The sequence below is a fragment of the Streptomyces sp. NPDC049954 genome, assembly GCF_040656295.1.
Taxonomy (GTDB): Bacteria; Actinomycetota; Actinomycetes; order Streptomycetales; family Streptomycetaceae; genus Streptomyces.
Window position 1 is genome coordinate 161,191 of the sequence record NZ_JBFALS010000004.1, and the last position, 15,594, is coordinate 176,784.

The window sequence follows — 15,594 nt, forward strand, 5'->3', positions numbered from 1 at the left end:
CGAGCCCGCTCCACCCGCGCGGGCGTGACGGCGGCGTGGAGAAGAAGGAGAGCCGCTGGAGGTCCTGGGAGCCCGCTGTGGAGCGGCTGGGAACGACCTGTTGGCCGAAAGGCAACGGGTGGGATTGGCCACAGGCCCAGGGGTTGTGCGCGCCTCGGGGGAGGTGACTACCCTGCCCGTGATGCCTCCCACAGACATGATCCCCGCATTCTCGGTTAGACGCAGAAAAATCTGTCGGCGTTCCAACTGGGAGGGATTGTGAGTGATACCGAGCGCGGGCACGGGCGGGACGGGGCCGTGCAGCCCGGTGCGCGCACCCCTCTGCCCGCTGAACGCCCCGAGCGCCACGAGCGTCATGAGCGCTACGACCGCCCCGAGCGGTACGAGAGCCATGGGCGCCACGAGCGGCGCGAGCGGCACGAGAGCCACGCGGGACCGTACGCACCGGTCAGCGGCCCCACGCCGCTGAACACGGGCGTCGACGGTCCCACGCTCGCGATCCGCAGGCCCGAGGTCCAGGGGTCCGTGGCGACCATGGAGCAGCCGGGCCGCACGGACCTGGCCGAGCCGGGGTCGGCGCCGCCCGCCGCCGCGCCGAAGAAGAAGCGCGACCCGTTCTTCGACAACGCGAAGTACCTGGCGATCGTCCTGGTCGCCATGGGGCACGCGTGGGAGCCGCTGCGCGGGGACAGCCGGGCGGCCTCGGCGCTGTACATCACGGTGTACACGTTCCACATGCCGGCGTTCATCATCATCTCCGGCTACATGTCGCGCTCCTTCGACATGCGGCCGGACAAGCTGCGCCGGCTCATCACCGGGGTCGCCGTCCCCTACGTCCTGTTCGAAGTGGCGTACACGCTCTTCAAGCGGACGGCGGGGAGCGATCCCGACTATCCGTTCAGTCTGCTCGACCCCTGGTACCTGACGTGGTTCCTGATCGCCCTGTTCGTGTGGCGGCTGACCACGCCGATCTGGAAGGTCGTGCGCTGGCCGGTGCCACTGTCCCTGGCGATCGCGATGCTCGCGGCGATCTCCCCGGACATCGGGGACGACCTCGACCTCCAGCGGGTCCTGCAGTTCCTGCCGTTCTTCGTCCTGGGCCTCAAGCTGAAGCCCGAGCACTTCCAGCTCGTACGGCGGCGTGAGGCGCGCGTCCTCGCGGTGCCGGTGATGGCGGGCGCCCTGCTGTTCGCGTACTGGGCGGCCCCCCGGATGAACGCGGCCTGGTTCTACCACCGCGACAGCGCCCAGGAACTGGGCTCCCCGGGCTGGACGGGCATCGTGATGACCCTCGCGATGTTCGGCTGCTCGATCGTCCTGGTGGCCTGCTTCCTGGCCTGGGTGCCGCGCCGCCACATGTGGTTCACGGCGCTCGGCGCCGGAACGCTGTACGGCTACCTGCTGCACGGCTTCCTCGCGAAGGGCTCGCGCTTCTGGGACTGGTACGACCACGACTGGGTGCACACGCCGGCCGGTGAGATCGCGCTGACGGTGATCGCGATGACCGTGATCACGACGCTGTGCACACCGCCCGTGCAACGGCTGTTCAGGTTCGCGATGGAACCCGAGATGAAGTGGGCGTTCCGCAGGGACGCGGAGGAGCTGGCCAAGGGCCGCAAGTAGGCCCACGCACCCTCGCGATCCCGCACCCTCCGCACGACGGCCCGGGCCCGGCGCACCAGCGCCGGGCCCGGGCCGTCGCCTTTCTCCCGGCGCGCGCCCCTCCGGAAGCGCGCGCCCCTCCGGAAGCGCGGGGCCCTCCGGCGGCGCACGGCCCTCCGGAATCCCGCGCTCTTCCAGGCGTGCGGCGGCCCTTCGGGGGCACACCAGACACAGGGCCCCGCACCTGCGTCGCCCCACCTGTCGTCCCACCCGTTCCACACGTCATCGCAGGTGAACAACGGTCCCCGGAGGGGCAGTCATGGAGATCTCGGGCATCATCAGCGCCATCGTCATCGGCATCGTCATCGGGGTGCTGGGCCGGCTCGTCGTCCCGGGCCGCCAGCGCATCGGCATCCTGTGGACGATCGTCGTGGGCATCGTCGCGGCCTTCGTCGGCGCGTTGATAGCCGACGCCCTGGACGTCAGGGACACGAACGGCATCGACTGGATCGAGTGGCTCATCCAGATCGCCCTCGCGGCGGTCGGGGTGGCCGCCCTGTCCCGGTCGAAGAGCCGCCGCTGACCGGCGAGGCGGACCACGTCATGACCGGGCCCGGGGTGTTTGCCCCGGGCCCGGTCATGAGCGATCGTCGGCGGGGAACGCGAAACCGGGGCGGCCCCACCGCCCCTTGACGACGACGCGAAGGACGGAAGCAGACATGCCTCTGCACGGCGAGTACGAGCCGAGCCCTGAGAAATGGGTGCGCGACCAGGTCGAGACCTACGAGGGCTCCGGCGGCACCGAGGGCACGGACATGCGCGGCATGCCCGTCATCGTCCTGACCACCCTCGGCGCGAAGAGCGGCAAGCTCCGCAAGAACCCCCTGATGCGCGTCGAACACGACGGCCAGTACGCCGTCGTGGCCTCGCTGGGCGGCGCCCCCAAGCACCCCACCTGGTACTTCAACATCCTGGCCCACCCGGAGGTCGAACTCCAGGACGGCCCGGTCCGCAAGGACTACACGGCCCGGGAGGTCACGGGCGAGGAGAAGGCCCTGTGGTGGGACCGCGCCGTCGAGGCCTTCCCCGACTACGCCGACTACCAGAAGAAGACCAGCCGCGAGATCCCGGTCCTCGTACTGACCGCGAAGGACTGACCGCGAAGGTCTGAGCCCCGCAAGGTTCCCGGGCCCGTACGACCGGCCGCACCGGTCTCCTCCCACGTGGGTGGGAGGAGACCGGTGTCGCGTTTCCAGCGGGGTGCCGTGGTCCTGGCTCAGCCGCCCACCTTCTCCAGCTCCGTCCGCAGCGTGTCCACCGACTGGTAGGTCACGCCCAGCAGGGCGACGTGCTTCCAGCGCAGGACGCCCTCCGGGTCGATGAGGAAGACGGCGCGGCGCAGGCCGATCACCGGGGCCGTGATGCCGAGCCGGTGGGAGACGGCGCTGTCGGTGTCGGCGAGGAGGGGGAGGCGCAGGTCGCGGGCGCGGGCGAAGGACTCGTGGCTGTCGACGTCCTGCGTGCTGACGCCCCAGACCTGGGCGTCCAGGTCGGCGAAGGTGTCCAGGCCGGCCGAGTACGCGCACAACTGCCGTGTGCAGACCGCCGTGTTGTCCCCCGGGTAGAAGGCCAGGACGAGGGACCGCCCGCGCGCCGAGGACAGTGTGTAGTCGGAGCGGGTGAACTCCGGCTCCGGTTCCGGGCCCGGGTTGAGGATGCCGCCGGGGAGGGTGAAGTCGGGGAACGGGGCGCCTACGGCGGGGGTGGAGGGCATCGGGGCTTGTGCTCCTTCGGGTTCGTCCGGTCGTCCCGTCGTCCGGTGGTCCGGTGGTCCGGTCGTCCGGTCGTCCGGGCGGTGGAGGGGTCTCGCTTCGCGTGGGCGCGACGGTGCGGTGGCGGGGCGGTGGAGCGGTCAGGGCCGTGACGGTGTCCGTACCCATGGCCGTGTCCGCGTCCGTACCGACGTCCGCGTCCATGTCCGCGTCCGCGTCCGCGTCCATGATCCGTCTTCCCGTCCGCCGGTTCTCCGGAACCGTACCGGCACCTCGGCATTCCGTTCGGGGAGCGTTCCTCAGCGTCCGCCGCCGCCCACGACCTCCCGCACCCGGGGGAAGTGGCAGGCCGCCGGGCTCCCCGGGCCCACGCGCGGCCGTACCGTCTCGCAGCGTTCGCGGTCCCGGGGCGGCAGGCTCGCGTACAGCGGGCAGCGGGAGCGGAACCGGCAGCCGGTGGGGCGTTCGGTCGGGCTCGGCGGGTCGCCCGGGAGCAGGACGCGTTCCCGGGCGCGTTCGCGTACGGGGTCGGGGAGCGGGACGGCCGACAGCAGGGCCTGGGTGTACGGGTGGCGGGGGCGTTCGAAGACCTCGTCCACCGGGCCCGCCTCCACCGTCGCCCCCAGGTACATGACGCTGACCCGGTCCGCGACGTGCCGCACCACCGACAGGTCGTGCGAGACGAAGAGGTAGGCGAGGTTCAGGCGGTGCCTGAGGTCCTGGAGCAGGTTGAGGACGCCGGCCTGGACCGAGACGTCGAGCGCGGAGACCGGTTCGTCCAGCACCAGCAGCTCCGGGCTGACCGACAGGGCCCGGGCGATGCCGATGCGCTGGCGCTGGCCGCCGGAGAACTCGTGCGGGAAGCGGTCGACGTCGCGGTCCGGTGACAGGCCCACGAGCGACAGCAGTTCGGGCACCCGCGCGGCGATCTCCGAGGCCGCCGCCCCCTGCGCGCGCAGGGGCTCCGCCACCAGGTCCGAGACCGGCATGCGGGGGTCCAGGCTCGCCATCGGGTCCTGGAACACGATCTGCACGCCGGAGCGCAGCCGCCGGGTCGCCGCCCGGTCCAGGTCCGCCACCGAGTGGCCCAGCAGCTCGATCGTGCCGTTCTCCGGCGGGCGCAGCCCCAGGATCTCGTAGAGCGTCGTGGACTTGCCCGAGCCCGACTCGCCCACCAGGCCCAGCGTCTGGCCGGCCCGGATCTCCAGGTCCACGCCGTCCACCGCGTACACGCTCCCGGTGCGGCGGCGGAACACCGAGCCCTTGTACAGCGGGAAGGTCTTCGTCAGGTCGCGCACCCGCAGGACGACGCGCGGGTCCTCGGGAGTCTCCTCCGGTGCTTTCGGCTCCGCCTCCGCCGCCTCCGCCGCGTCCCCGGCCGCGAAGAGCTGCACCGGGGTGCGGCCGTCCACCTCGGCGACGCGTACGCACGCCGCCCGGTGGTCGCCGGACGGTGAGGTCCACGCCGCCGGTCCCGGTTCCGCGCTCTCGCACGCGGGGGCCGCGAGCGGGCAGCGCGGGGCGAAGGGGCAGCCCGGGGGCAGCGCCTCGGGGGAGGGCGGGCCGCCCGGTACGGGGGCAAGCCGGCCACGGGCGCCGTCGAGTCGCGGTACCGCCCCGATCAGCCCCAGGGTGTACGGCATCCGGGGGCGGGCGAAGAGGTCCCCGGCGGGGGCGGTCTCCACCACGCGGCCCGCGTACATCACCGCGACCCGGTCCGCGCTGCCCGCGATGACGCCCAGGTCGTGGCTGACCAGGACCATCGCGGCGCCCGTCGCCCGCCGCACGGTGCGCAGGACGTCCAGGACCTGGGCCTGGATCGTGACGTCGAGGGCGGTGGTCGGCTCGTCGGCGAGGATCACCTCGGGGTCGTTCGCGACGGCCATGGCGATCATGGCGCGCTGCCGCATCCCGCCCGAGAACTCGTGCGGGAAGGCCGAGGCACGCCGGTGCGGCTCCGGTATGCCGACGAGGTCGAGGAGTTCGACCGCGCGGCGCGCCGCCTTCTCCTTCGGCACGTCCTGGTGCGCCCGTACCGCCTCCGCGATCTGTTCGCCGATCCGGTAGACCGGGGTGAACGCCGACAGCGGGTCCTGGAAGACCATGGACACCCGGGCACCCCGTACGCCGTCGAGCACGGACTCCGGGGCGCCCAGCAGCTCCGTCCCGCCGAGCCGTACCGAGCCGGAGGCGCGCGCGGCGGACGGCAGCAGGCCGAGCACCGCGAGCGAGGTCACCGACTTGCCCGAGCCCGACTCGCCCACGATGCCGAGGACTTCGCCGGGCGCCAGGTCGAAGGAGACCCCGCGCACGGCGGGTACGCCCCCGAAGTCGACCTTCAGGTCGCGGACCTGGAGCAGGGGCGGCTCATGCGTCATGCGCGGTCGACCGGGCCTTTCGGGTGAGCGGGCGTCGCCGTCCGCGGGGGCGTGCGTCCCGGGCCCGTCGTGCGGCCCCGTGCCGGGAGGACGTCGGGTCGAAGGCGTCCCGCAGTCCGTCGCCGATCAGGTTGACGGCGAGGACGAACACCACGAGCAGGCCCGCCGGGAAGAAGAACATCCACGGGTAGGTGACGGCCGACCCCGTGTAGTCGGCGATCAGCGTGCCCAGGGACACGTCGGGGGACTGGATGCCGAAACCGAAGTACGACAGGGCCGTCTCGCTCATCACGGCGCCGCCCACCGCGATCGTCGCGTCGATGACGAGGAAGGACGCGACGTTCGGGAGGATGTGGCGCCAGATGATCCGCAGCGGCCCCACGCCCGTGTAGCGGGCCGCGCGCACGAACTCGCGCTCGCGCAGCGACAGGGTCATCGCGCGCACCACGCGCGAGGTCACCATCCACGCGAACAGCGCGAGCAGGCCCACGAACGCGAGCCAGCCGGCCGCCTTGAGCCGGGGGGCGACGATCGCGATGATCAGGAAGCCGGGGAAGACCAGCAGCAGGTCCACGAGGAACATCAGCGCCCGGTCCGTCCAGCCGCCGAAGTAGCCCGCGCAGGCCCCGACCACCGAGGCCAGGGCCGTGGCCACGACACCCACCAACAGGCCGACCAGCAGGGACTTCTGGAGGCCGCGCACGGTCTGCGCGAACACGTCCTGGCCGATGCGGTTGGTGCCGAACCAGTGCTCCCCGGAGGGCTTCGCGCGCAGCGCCGTGTAGTCGATGTCCGTATACGACCAGTGGGTCACGTGGGGTCCCGCGAAGGCCAGGACGAACAGGAGGAGGACGACGAGCAGTCCGGCGAGCGCCCCGCGCCGCCTCAGGAAGCGGCGCAGCACGACGCGCGCCCGCCCGGCGGGGGCGGCGCGCCCGGGCCGGTCCACGGGGTGCGGGGAGCGGTCCTCGGCGTCGGCGGCGGCCGCCACGGATTCGGCGGTCACGGCGCCCTTCCCTTCAACCGGTCCTGCGACAGCGGGTACTTGGGGGTACGCGGCCGTCCACCCGGAGGGGGCGCCGGAGCGCGTACGGCCCTCACGCGCGTACCCGGGGGTCGAGCGCCGCGTGCAGGACGTCGGCGAGGAAACCGGAGGCCAGGACGGTGACGGCGGCGAAGCCCGACACGGCGACCACCGAGTTGACGTCGTTCTTCGTGATCGACTCGACGAGCCACTCGCCCATCCCGTGCCAGCCGAAGATGATCTCGGTGAAGGTCGCGCCGGTGAACAGCGCGAGGAAGCCGTACGAGAAGTACGTCGCCATCGGGATGAGCGCCGTGCGCAGCCCGTGCCGCCACAGCGCGCGGCGTCGGCTGAGGCCCTTCGCGCGGGCCGTGCGCAGGTAGTCCGCGCCCAGCACGTCGAGCATCGTGTTGCGCTGGTAGCGGCTGTACGAGGCCGCCGTCACCAGGCCGATCGACAGGGTCGGCAGGAGCAGGTGCACGCCCCGGTCGCGCAGGGTGCCGAGCAGGCCCGCGTGCAGGTCCGGGTCCTTCTCGCCGGTGAACTGGACGAGGTCGGTGCCCAGGAGGGAGTTGAGCTTGATCGCGCCGATCTTCAGCAGGACGGCGAGCAGGAAGGTGGGCGTCGACAGGAGCAGGAAGGACACGAGCGTCGCCACGCGGTCCGGCAGCCGGTACTGGCGCACCGCCGTCCACGCGCCCACGAGGATGCCGCCCACGGTCCCGAGCACCGTGCCCGCGAGCAGCAGACGCAGGCTCACGCCGAGCCGGCGGCCGAGTTCCGCGCCCACCGGGGTGTCGTCGATGGTGCGGCCCAGGTCGCCGTGGAGCGCGCGCGTGACCCAGTGCCACAGGCGGGACGCGAGCGGGGCCGAGTCGTCCAGGCCGAGCGAGCGCAGGTGGGCGGCGACCGCGTCGGGCGGCGGCGGTGGCCTGCGGCCCTCGAAGTAGGCGCGCGGGTCCAGGGCGGTGGACGCGAGGAGGTAGGAGAGGCACACGGCGACGACGAGCAGCACGGCGTAGTACCCCAGGCGCCTCGCCAGAAACGCGGTCATGCGCCGGTTCGCCTCCCCTGCTCGGTCGACCGGTCCCGGCCCCCACGTGGACGCCCACCGGCCGTCGTCGGTGACGCACCGGTCACCGGCGACCGCCTGAACGGCCGTGCCCGTCCTGTTCGTTGCTGATCTTCACCGTCCAGTGTTGCAGCATTATGAAGACAAGATGGCAATAACACGAAAGTGCTTTCTGCGTCTCTCGCGTGGCTCTACGCTCCCCCTGGCACAGCCCCCACCCTGGTTCGGCGTGCCCGTCGCCCCGTCCGTGGAGGACTGTCACCATGCCGAGAACGCGCGTCGCCCGCAGCGCAGTCACCGCCCGCCGCACCGCCGTCACGGCGGCCGCCCTGTGCTCCGCCCTGGTCCTCGCCGGCTGCGGCGGATCGGACGACGGCGACGCGAAGGCGCCCAGGAAGGCGGCCCCGTTGCCGGCCGGCGCGCAGGAGGTGAACCCCCGCCCGGTCGCGCAGCTGCGGCAGGGGGGCACCGTCAAGTTCGGTATCCAGACCTGGGTGCACCAGTACAACGCGTACCAGGTGGACGGGACGGACGGGGACGCCATGGCCATCCTCGAACAGGTCGAACCGCTCCTGATGCCCCGGGACGCGAAGGGGGTCGCGCACCCGGACCCCAACTACCTGCTGTCGGCGAAGATCACCTCGACCAGCCCGCAGGTGGTCACCTACAAGCTCAACCCGAAGGCCAGGTGGTCGGACGGGAAGCGGCTGAGCTGGCGGGACTTCGCGGCCCTCGCCAAGGCGCTCGACGGGAGCGACGACCGCTACCTCGTGGCCGACAGCAGCGGCTACGACCAGATCGCCAAGGTCGAACGCGGGGCGGACGACCAGGAGGCGCGCGTCACCTTCAAGGCCGCGTACGCCGACTGGCCCCGGCTGTTCCGCACACTGCTGCCCGCCTCCCAGATCGACACCCCCGAGAAGTTCAACAAGGGCTGGATCGAGCGGATCCCGGTCACCTCGGCGGCCTGGAAGATCAGGAACATCGACAAGACCGCGCAGACCGTCACCACGGTCCCCGACCCGAAGTGGTGGGGGGACAGGCCCCGGCTGGACAGCATCACCTGGCGCGCGTTGCAGACCAGCGCGTTCACCGAGGCGTACCTCAACAAGGAGATCGACGACGCGCCCGCCATCGTCCCCGAGGACTACAAGCGGCTCGCCAAGGCGCCGGGCACGGACATCCGCGACGGGGCCCGCTGGGACGAGGTGCACATCACGCTCGGCGGACGCGGGCCGCTCAAGGACCTCAAGGTGCGCCAGGCGGTGGACCTCGGCATCGACCGCCAGGGCATCATCACCGCCTTCGCCAAGGACCTGGACGCCCCGGTGAAGCCGCTCGACAACCACTTCTTCATGCCCAACCAGGAGGGGTACCGCTCCAACTCGGGCAAGTGGGGGAAGTCCGACCCCAAGGGCGCCGCCAAGCTGCTCGACGCGGCCGGGTGGAAGGACAACGGGCCAGGCACCCCGCGCACCAAGGGCGGCGAGAAGCTCCAGCTCACCTACGTACTGAACGCCGGGAGCAACTCCGCCGCCGTGGACCAGGCGCAGATCGTGCAGCAGCAGCTCGGCCAGATCGGCGTCAAGGTCGCGATCCAGAAGGTCCCCGACACCGACTACTTCGAGAAGTACGTCAACCGGGGCAACTTCGACCTGGTCAGCTTCCGCAACGTCGACAGCGTCTTCCCCTCGCAGCTGTTCTCGACCTTCCAGCAGCCCAGGGGCAAGCAGTCCTATCTCAACTTCGGCGGGATCGGGACGCCCGAGATCGACGAGCTGATGACCAGGGCCGGGCACGCGACCGATCCCGCCGAGGCCCGCTCGCTCTACAACCAGGCGGACGCCAGGATCTGGGCCCAGGGCCACTCGATCGAGCTGTACCAGCGCCCGCAGATCAGGGCGGTGCGCGCCAAGCTCGCCAACTACGGGGCGAGCGGGCTCGGGGACGTCGACTACGTCAAGGTCGGCTGGGAGAAGTGACGGCGGCGGGCCGCTGCGGCTGAGGGCGCCGGGCGGACCCCGGGTCCGGCGGGGCTGAGGACGGCGGGCGGGACGCGGGGCGGACGCGGGGCGGGGCGCCCGGCGGGCTCAGCCCGCGCTCTTCGCCCCCGCCTCCACCGTGCCCGTCCCGGCCGCCGTTCCCGCCCGCGCGTGCGGGACGACCATCGGGGTGCCGGTCCGCGGGTCGGGGACGATGTCGCAGGGCAGGCCGAAGACCTCCTCGACCAGGGCCGGGGTGAGGATCTCGGCCGGGAGGCCCTCGGCGACGACGCGGCCCGCGTTCATCACCACGAGGTGCGAGGCGAAGCGCGCCGCCTGGTTCAGATCGTGCAGGACCATCACCACCGTCTTGCCCTCACGGTGCAACTCGCCGCAGAACTCCAGTAGTTCGTACTGGTGGCCGATGTCGAGGAAGGTCGTCGGCTCGTCGAGCAGGAGCAGGCCGGTCTGCTGGGCGAGGACGGTGGCGATCCACGCGCGCTGCCGCTGACCGCCGGAGAGTTCCCCGATCTGCGCCTCGGCCAGCCCGGTCAGGCCGGTGCGCTCCAGCGCCGAGGCGATCACCGTGTCGTCCTCGGGCGACCACTGCCGCAGCAGCGAGTGGTGCGGATAGCGGCCCCGGCGGACGAGCCCGCGCACGCTGATGCCCTCGGGCGCGACCGGGTTCTGCGGCAGCAGCGCGACCTCACGGGCCGACTCCTTGCCCCGGTAGCCGTGCAGGTCCCGGCCGTGCAGCAGGACCTGTCCCCGTTCGGGCCTGAGGACCCGGCCGAGCGCCTTGACCAGGGTGGACTTCCCGCAGCCGTTGGGGCCGATGATCGCCGTCAGCTCGCCGTGCGGCACGTCCAGGCTCACCCCGCGCACGACCGGTTCCCGGCCGCCGTAGCCGAGGACCACGTCCCGTACGCACAAGCCCCGTTCGGGCACGGGCCCCACCGCGACCGTCCCCTCCCCGGGATCGGCGTCCGCGGTCCGGCGTCCACGCTTCTCGGTGCTCACAGGCTTCCCTTTCTCCATTCGCGGACCAGCAGCCAGCCGAGGTAGAGGCCACCGACGGCCAGGGTGTAGACGCCGACGGGCAGGGCCACCGGCAGCGGCAACTGCTGCGCCGCGAGGTCGGCGACGACCAGCAGCAGCGAGCCGACCAGCGCCGACAGGACGAGCCGGGGGCCGGTGCCCCGGGTGAGGCGGCGGGCGATCTGCGGGGCGGTGAGCGAGATGAACGCGACCGGGCCCGCCACGCTCACCGCGACCGCCGACAGCACGATCGACAGCAGCACCGCCCACACCCGGGTGGTGCGCGGCCGGGCGCCGACCCCGGCCGCGAACTCGTCTCCCGTCTCGGCCATCGTCAGGCGGGGGGCGAGCAGCAGCAGCGCGGGGGACAGCACGGCCAGCGCGATCCAGATGGTCGCCGCGTCGCTCCACGAGCGGGCCGCGACCGAGCCGTTGACGTACGCGGCGAGGGAACTCGCCTTGTCGCGCTCGACCGCGTACACGACGTACTGGGTGAAGGCCGCCGCCATCGCGTTGACGCCGATACCGGCCACGATCAGCCGCCCGGGGTGGCGGAAGCCGCTGCCCGTCGACACGTACACGAGCACCATCGACAGCACCGCGCCCGCGAGCGCCCCGGCCGCGACCGGCACCGCGCCGCCCGGCACGAGCAGCGCCACGGCCGCCGCGCCCGCCCCCGCGCCCGCCGCGAGCCCGATCACGTCGGGGCTGCCGAGCGGGTTGCGGGTCACCGTCTGGAACAGGGCCCCGGACAGGCCGAGCGCCGCCCCGGTACCGGCCGCCACCGTCAGGCGCGGCCCCCGCAGGCGCTCCAGCACGAACCGCTCCTTGACGCCGCTCCCGTGCAGGACCGCGCCCGGCAGATCGGGTACGGCGATACCGAGCCGGCCCATCGAGAGCGTCGCCGTGGCGGCGGCCACCAGGAGCAGCAGCACGACGAGGCCCGCGAGGACCGCCGAGGGCCGCACCGGCAGCGCGACCGCCCGGCCGATCCGCAGATAGCGGGTGTCGGGGCGCGGCGGGCGGCCGGGGGCCTCGGGGCGTTTCCCGGAGTCCGCACCGAGCCGGGGGCCCGAGCCGTCGCCCGGTCGTGCGCGCGGGCCCGGCGTAAGGGCCCTCCCGCGCTCGTCCGCCCGGGCGCCGTCCGCCCGGGCGCCGTCCGTCGTGCGGCTCATGACGTCCCCCTCATCCGTTCATCCGTCGTACGGCGAGCAGCAGCGCGGGCGCGCCGATGAACGCGGTGACCACGCCGACCATCAGCTCCTGCGGGCTCATCACGACCCGTCCCACGACGTCCGCGAGCAGCAGCAGCGCCGGGCCGACGAGCGCGGAGAACACGATCTGGGAGCGGAAGTCGACGCCCACCACGGCCCGTACGACGTGCGGGACGGCCAGCCCCACGAAGGCGATCGGGCCGACCGCCGCCGTGGCCGCCGTCGACAGCAGGATGGCCGCGACCATGCCGCCCGAGCGGATCACCGCCGGGCTGGCGCCCAGGGAGCGGGCCGCCTCGTCGCCGAGCGCCATCGTGTTGAGCCCCGGGGCGAGCAGCAGCGCGAGCAGCAGCCCGACGGCGGCGAAGGGCCACACCGACTGGAAGACGTTCCAGTCCCGGCCGCCGAGCGCGCCCACGACCCAGTACCGGTAGCTGTCGAACACGGCCGGTCTGCTGAGCGACACGGCCTGGACGTACGCGGTCAGCACGGCGGAGACGACGGCGCCCGCGAGCACGAGCCGTACGAGGCCCGAGCCGCCGCCCGCCGAACCGATCACCTGCACGAGCAGTCCCGCGAGCAGCGCGCCGGGCAGCGCCCACCACACCGTCGCGGACTGTCCGGAGGCGCCGAGGAACGCGGTCGCCGTGACGATCGTCGCGGACGCGCCCGAGGTGATGCCGAGCAGGCCGGGATCGGCGAGCGGGTTGCGGGTGATGCCCTGCATCAGGGTGCCCGCGACCGCGAGGCTCAGCCCCGCGAGCAGGCCGAGCACGGTGCGCGGGTAGCGGCTCTCGACGACCGTGGTCGTGTACGGGTCGGCGTGCCCGCGCAGCACGTCCCACACCTCGCCCGGCGAGGTCGAGTGGCTGCCGAACGCGACGCTCGCCAGGAGCGCGGCGGCCAGCAGGAGGACCGCGCCGAGCAGCGCGAGCAGGGAGCGGGCGGGCCCGGACCCGCGCGCGCGGGTCCGGGCCTCGGGGCCGACGGTGGTGGTCGTCATCGATCAACTGTCCCGTGAACGAGCTTCGGTGGCGGGCACGGCCGGTGTCACCCCTGTGCGGGGCCGGGCGGCCGGGCGGCTACTTGTCGAGCTTGGCGACGGCCTTGTCGATGAGCGCCGGGTACTTGTCGGCGACCCACGGCACGGTGAGCGGGTTGATGATCGAGGAGGCGGTCACGAAGGGGTTGTCGTCACTCGCGACGACGGCGCCCTTGTTGACCGCGGGGATCGCCTTGTAGAGCTTCTGGCCCTCGATCTCCTTGCGGTTCTTGGCGTCCGTGTAGAACGTGAAGACCAGGTCGGAGTCCTTGAGCTTCTGCGCGTTCTCCAGACCGATGAGCGCCGAGTCGGTGCCCTTGGTCTCCTTGAAGGTGTTGACCACGGGGTCGACCTTCAGGCCCATCGAGGAGACCATCCTGACGCGCTGCTCCTCGGGCTTGAAGACGCCGAGGGTGCCGGGGCCGCTGTTGTAGATGTACGAGAACGTCAGCTTCTTGTACTCGGGGTGCTCGTCGGCGACGGCCTTGAGCCGGTCCTCGATGGTGCCGATGAGGGTCTTGGCCTTCTGCGGCTCGCCGAGCGCCTTCGTGATGATCTCGATCTGCTGGTCCCAGTCCGTGGACCACGCGAGATCGGGGTAGGCGACGGTGGGCGCGATGTCCTTCAGGATGTCGTACTGCTTCTGCGTGATGCCGGACCAGGGCGCGAGGATGACGTCGGGCTCCAGCTCGACGATCGCGTCGAAGTCGATGTCCTCGCCGCCGGTGAACTGCTCCGGCAGCTTCTCGCCCTTCTTCTCCAGCGCCTCGTGGATCCACGGCAGGTAACCGGACTTGTCGCTGCCCCACGGGTAGCTCTCGATGCCGACCGGGGTGGTGCCGAGCGCGATGGCGGTCTCGGCGGAGCCCTGGCCGAGCGTCACGACCCGCTTCGGCTTCTCCTTGATGGTCGCCTTGCCGAGCGCGCTGTCGATCGTGACGGGGAAGGCGCCGCCGGACGCGGCGGGCTTGTCCTTCGCCTTCGAGGAGCTGTCGGAGCCGGAGTCCTCGTCGGAGCCGCAGCCGGTGAGCACCAGAGCGGCGGCCACACCCGCCGCGGATATCGTGAGCGACGTACGGCGCGCCTTGGCGGGACGGAACGGCATGACGGTACCCCTGGGTTCGGTCGGTCCCGGATGTCAACGGCGCGCTCCACCACGCTGGTTGGTACCGGATCGACCCGGTCCAGTTCGGTGGAGCCCGCGTGCCGCACAGGCCGGGCTACGGCGTTAGTTAGGTAAACCTAAGCTAATAGTTCGCCATTTTTCAACGTGGTCCTGTGGCCGTCCGGCGGGCGGGGCGTTCCGGCGTACGTCGTGGGCCGTCCTCGGGGAGCGGCGGACCGGGACCCACCGCGAGGTCAGAAGGCCGGCGGGCTCGCCCGGAAGTCCTCGCGGGCGGGGCGCGGAGCCGCCGCGTCCGCCTCTCAGCCGCTGCCCCGGACGAGGAGCCGGTGCGGGACGACGACGTCGAGGGAAGGGACCCCGTCGCCGGGGCTGTAGATGCGGTCGGCCAGGCACTGGAGGGCCCGTTCGGCGATCTGGGCCTTGTCCGGAGCGACGGTCGTCAGCGGGGGGAACGCGTACCGGCCGTCCTCGATGTCGTCGAACCCGACCAGGGCGACGTCCTCGGGGACCCGCAGGGAACGCGTGCGCAGGGCGTACAGGGCGCCCAGCGCCAGTTCGTCGCTGAAGGCGAAGACGGCGTCCGGCGCCGGGCCCCGGTCGAGCAGTTCGTTCATCGCGCGCACTCCGGACTCCCGGTGCAGCGACGCGGCCTCCGCCTCCAGGTCCGGCGAGGGCCGGAGCCCGGCGCGGCCCAACGCCCGGCGGTATCCCGTCCGTCGCTGCTCCGCCGTCCCGTTGTGCAGGTGCGACTGCACGCCGATGGCCGCGACGCGGCGCCGCCCGCCCTCCAGGAGGTGCGTGGTCGCCTGGTCCGCCGCCGCGACGCTGTCCAGGGCCACCCGGTCGTACAGCCCCTGCGGGGGCCGCTCCCCGAGCAGCACCACCGGCACGCCCGGGTCGGCGGCGGTCAGTTCGGCCGGGCTCAGGGCCCACGGGCTGATGACGAGACCGTCGACGGCCCGGCCGCCGGTGCGGGTCAGCAGGCGCCGCTCGGCGTCCGCGTCCCCGCTCGTCTGGTCGATGACCACCGTCCACGAACGGCGTCGGGCGCCCTCGACGAACAGCCCGGCCAGTTCCGCGAAGTACGGGGAGTGCAGTTCGGGGATGGCCAGCCCGATCAGGCCGGTGCGTCCCGCGCGCAGGCTGCGGGCGGCGAGGTTCGGCTGGTAGCCGACCTCGTCGAGGATCGCCTGGACACGCTGCCGGGTGGCGGGGGCGACCGAGGCGGCCCCGCTGACCACGTTCGAGACGGTACGCACCGAAACGCCCGCTCGCAGGGCGATGTCTCTCAGGCTGCTCACCCGCTCATCGTCCCACGACGGGACGGGGGAAAGAAGGTGTCCA

Annotated in this window: 13 protein-coding genes; 4 read left to right on the top strand and 9 right to left on the bottom strand. The window is 72.5% G+C overall.

What is annotated here, in order from left to right:
- Positions 1-534: 534 nt before the first annotated feature.
- The 3 genes from AB0J21_RS09995 (at position 535) to AB0J21_RS10005 (ending at position 2,759) form a co-directional block, all read left to right on the top strand.
- Positions 535-1,623 (top strand): acyltransferase family protein, encoded by a 1,089-nt coding sequence (locus tag AB0J21_RS09995; protein ID WP_363145732.1) that lies wholly within the window; start codon positions 535-537, stop codon positions 1,621-1,623.
- A 298-nt stretch (positions 1,624-1,921) separates the two neighbouring features.
- Positions 1,922-2,185 carry a GlsB/YeaQ/YmgE family stress response membrane protein gene (locus AB0J21_RS10000; RefSeq protein ID WP_363145372.1) on the top strand — a complete coding sequence of 88 codons (264 nt, stop codon included), beginning with the start codon at positions 1,922-1,924 and terminating at the stop codon, positions 2,183-2,185.
- 136 nt (positions 2,186-2,321) lie between these two features.
- Positions 2,322-2,759 (top strand): nitroreductase family deazaflavin-dependent oxidoreductase, encoded by a 438-nt coding sequence (locus AB0J21_RS10005; protein ID WP_363145373.1) that lies wholly within the window; start codon positions 2,322-2,324, stop codon positions 2,757-2,759.
- Positions 2,760-2,878: 119 nt separating this feature from the next.
- Here AB0J21_RS10005 and AB0J21_RS10010 read toward each other — a convergent pair whose 3' ends face one another.
- From AB0J21_RS10010 to AB0J21_RS10025, 4 genes are all read right to left on the bottom strand, one after another.
- Positions 2,879-3,376 carry a peroxiredoxin family protein gene (locus AB0J21_RS10010; RefSeq protein ID WP_363145374.1) on the bottom strand — a complete coding sequence of 166 codons (498 nt, stop codon included), beginning with the start codon at positions 3,374-3,376 and terminating at the stop codon, positions 2,879-2,881.
- Between the two features lie 297 nt (positions 3,377-3,673).
- A complete protein-coding gene (locus tag AB0J21_RS10015) occupies positions 3,674-5,752 on the bottom strand; it encodes an ABC transporter ATP-binding protein (protein ID WP_363145375.1) in 2,079 nt (692 codons plus the stop codon).
- Positions 5,742-6,656 carry an ABC transporter permease gene (locus tag AB0J21_RS10020; protein WP_363145733.1) on the bottom strand — a complete coding sequence of 305 codons (915 nt, stop codon included), beginning with the start codon at positions 6,654-6,656 and terminating at the stop codon, positions 5,742-5,744. Before AB0J21_RS10020 ends, AB0J21_RS10015 begins: the two co-directional genes overlap by 11 nt.
- Positions 6,657-6,849: 193 nt before the next feature.
- Entirely contained in the window at positions 6,850-7,830 is a 981-nt protein-coding gene (locus tag AB0J21_RS10025) for an ABC transporter permease (RefSeq protein WP_363145376.1), read from the bottom strand.
- Between the two features lie 281 nt (positions 7,831-8,111).
- Here AB0J21_RS10025 and AB0J21_RS10030 point away from each other — a divergent pair, with 281 nt between their 5' ends.
- On the top strand, positions 8,112-9,830 hold the full coding sequence (locus AB0J21_RS10030; protein ID WP_363145377.1) for an ABC transporter family substrate-binding protein: 1,719 nt from the start codon (positions 8,112-8,114) through the stop codon (positions 9,828-9,830).
- 108 nt (positions 9,831-9,938) lie between these two features.
- Here AB0J21_RS10030 and AB0J21_RS10035 read toward each other — a convergent pair whose 3' ends face one another.
- The 5 genes from AB0J21_RS10035 to AB0J21_RS10055 all read right to left on the bottom strand — a co-directional run bounded on the left by AB0J21_RS10035 (position 9,939) and on the right by AB0J21_RS10055 (position 15,551).
- Positions 9,939-10,787: an ABC transporter ATP-binding protein gene (locus AB0J21_RS10035; protein WP_363145734.1), complete on the bottom strand. Its 849-nt coding sequence runs from the start codon at positions 10,785-10,787 to the stop codon at positions 9,939-9,941.
- A gap of 59 nt (positions 10,788-10,846) precedes the next feature.
- Entirely contained in the window at positions 10,847-12,043 is a 1,197-nt protein-coding gene (locus AB0J21_RS10040; protein ID WP_363145378.1) for an iron chelate uptake ABC transporter family permease subunit, read from the bottom strand.
- Positions 12,044-12,053: 10 nt separating this feature from the next.
- Positions 12,054-13,085: an iron ABC transporter permease gene (locus AB0J21_RS10045; protein WP_363145379.1), complete on the bottom strand. Its 1,032-nt coding sequence runs from the start codon at positions 13,083-13,085 to the stop codon at positions 12,054-12,056.
- Positions 13,086-13,164: 79 nt separating this feature from the next.
- Positions 13,165-14,229, bottom strand: a complete 1,065-nt coding sequence (locus AB0J21_RS10050; protein ID WP_363145380.1) for an iron-siderophore ABC transporter substrate-binding protein — start codon at positions 14,227-14,229, stop codon at positions 13,165-13,167.
- Between the two features lie 320 nt (positions 14,230-14,549).
- The gene (locus AB0J21_RS10055) at positions 14,550-15,551 is read right to left on the bottom strand and encodes a LacI family DNA-binding transcriptional regulator (protein WP_363145381.1); all 1,002 of its coding nucleotides are present in this window, start codon (positions 15,549-15,551) and stop codon (positions 14,550-14,552) included.
- Positions 15,552-15,594 lie beyond the last annotated feature (43 nt).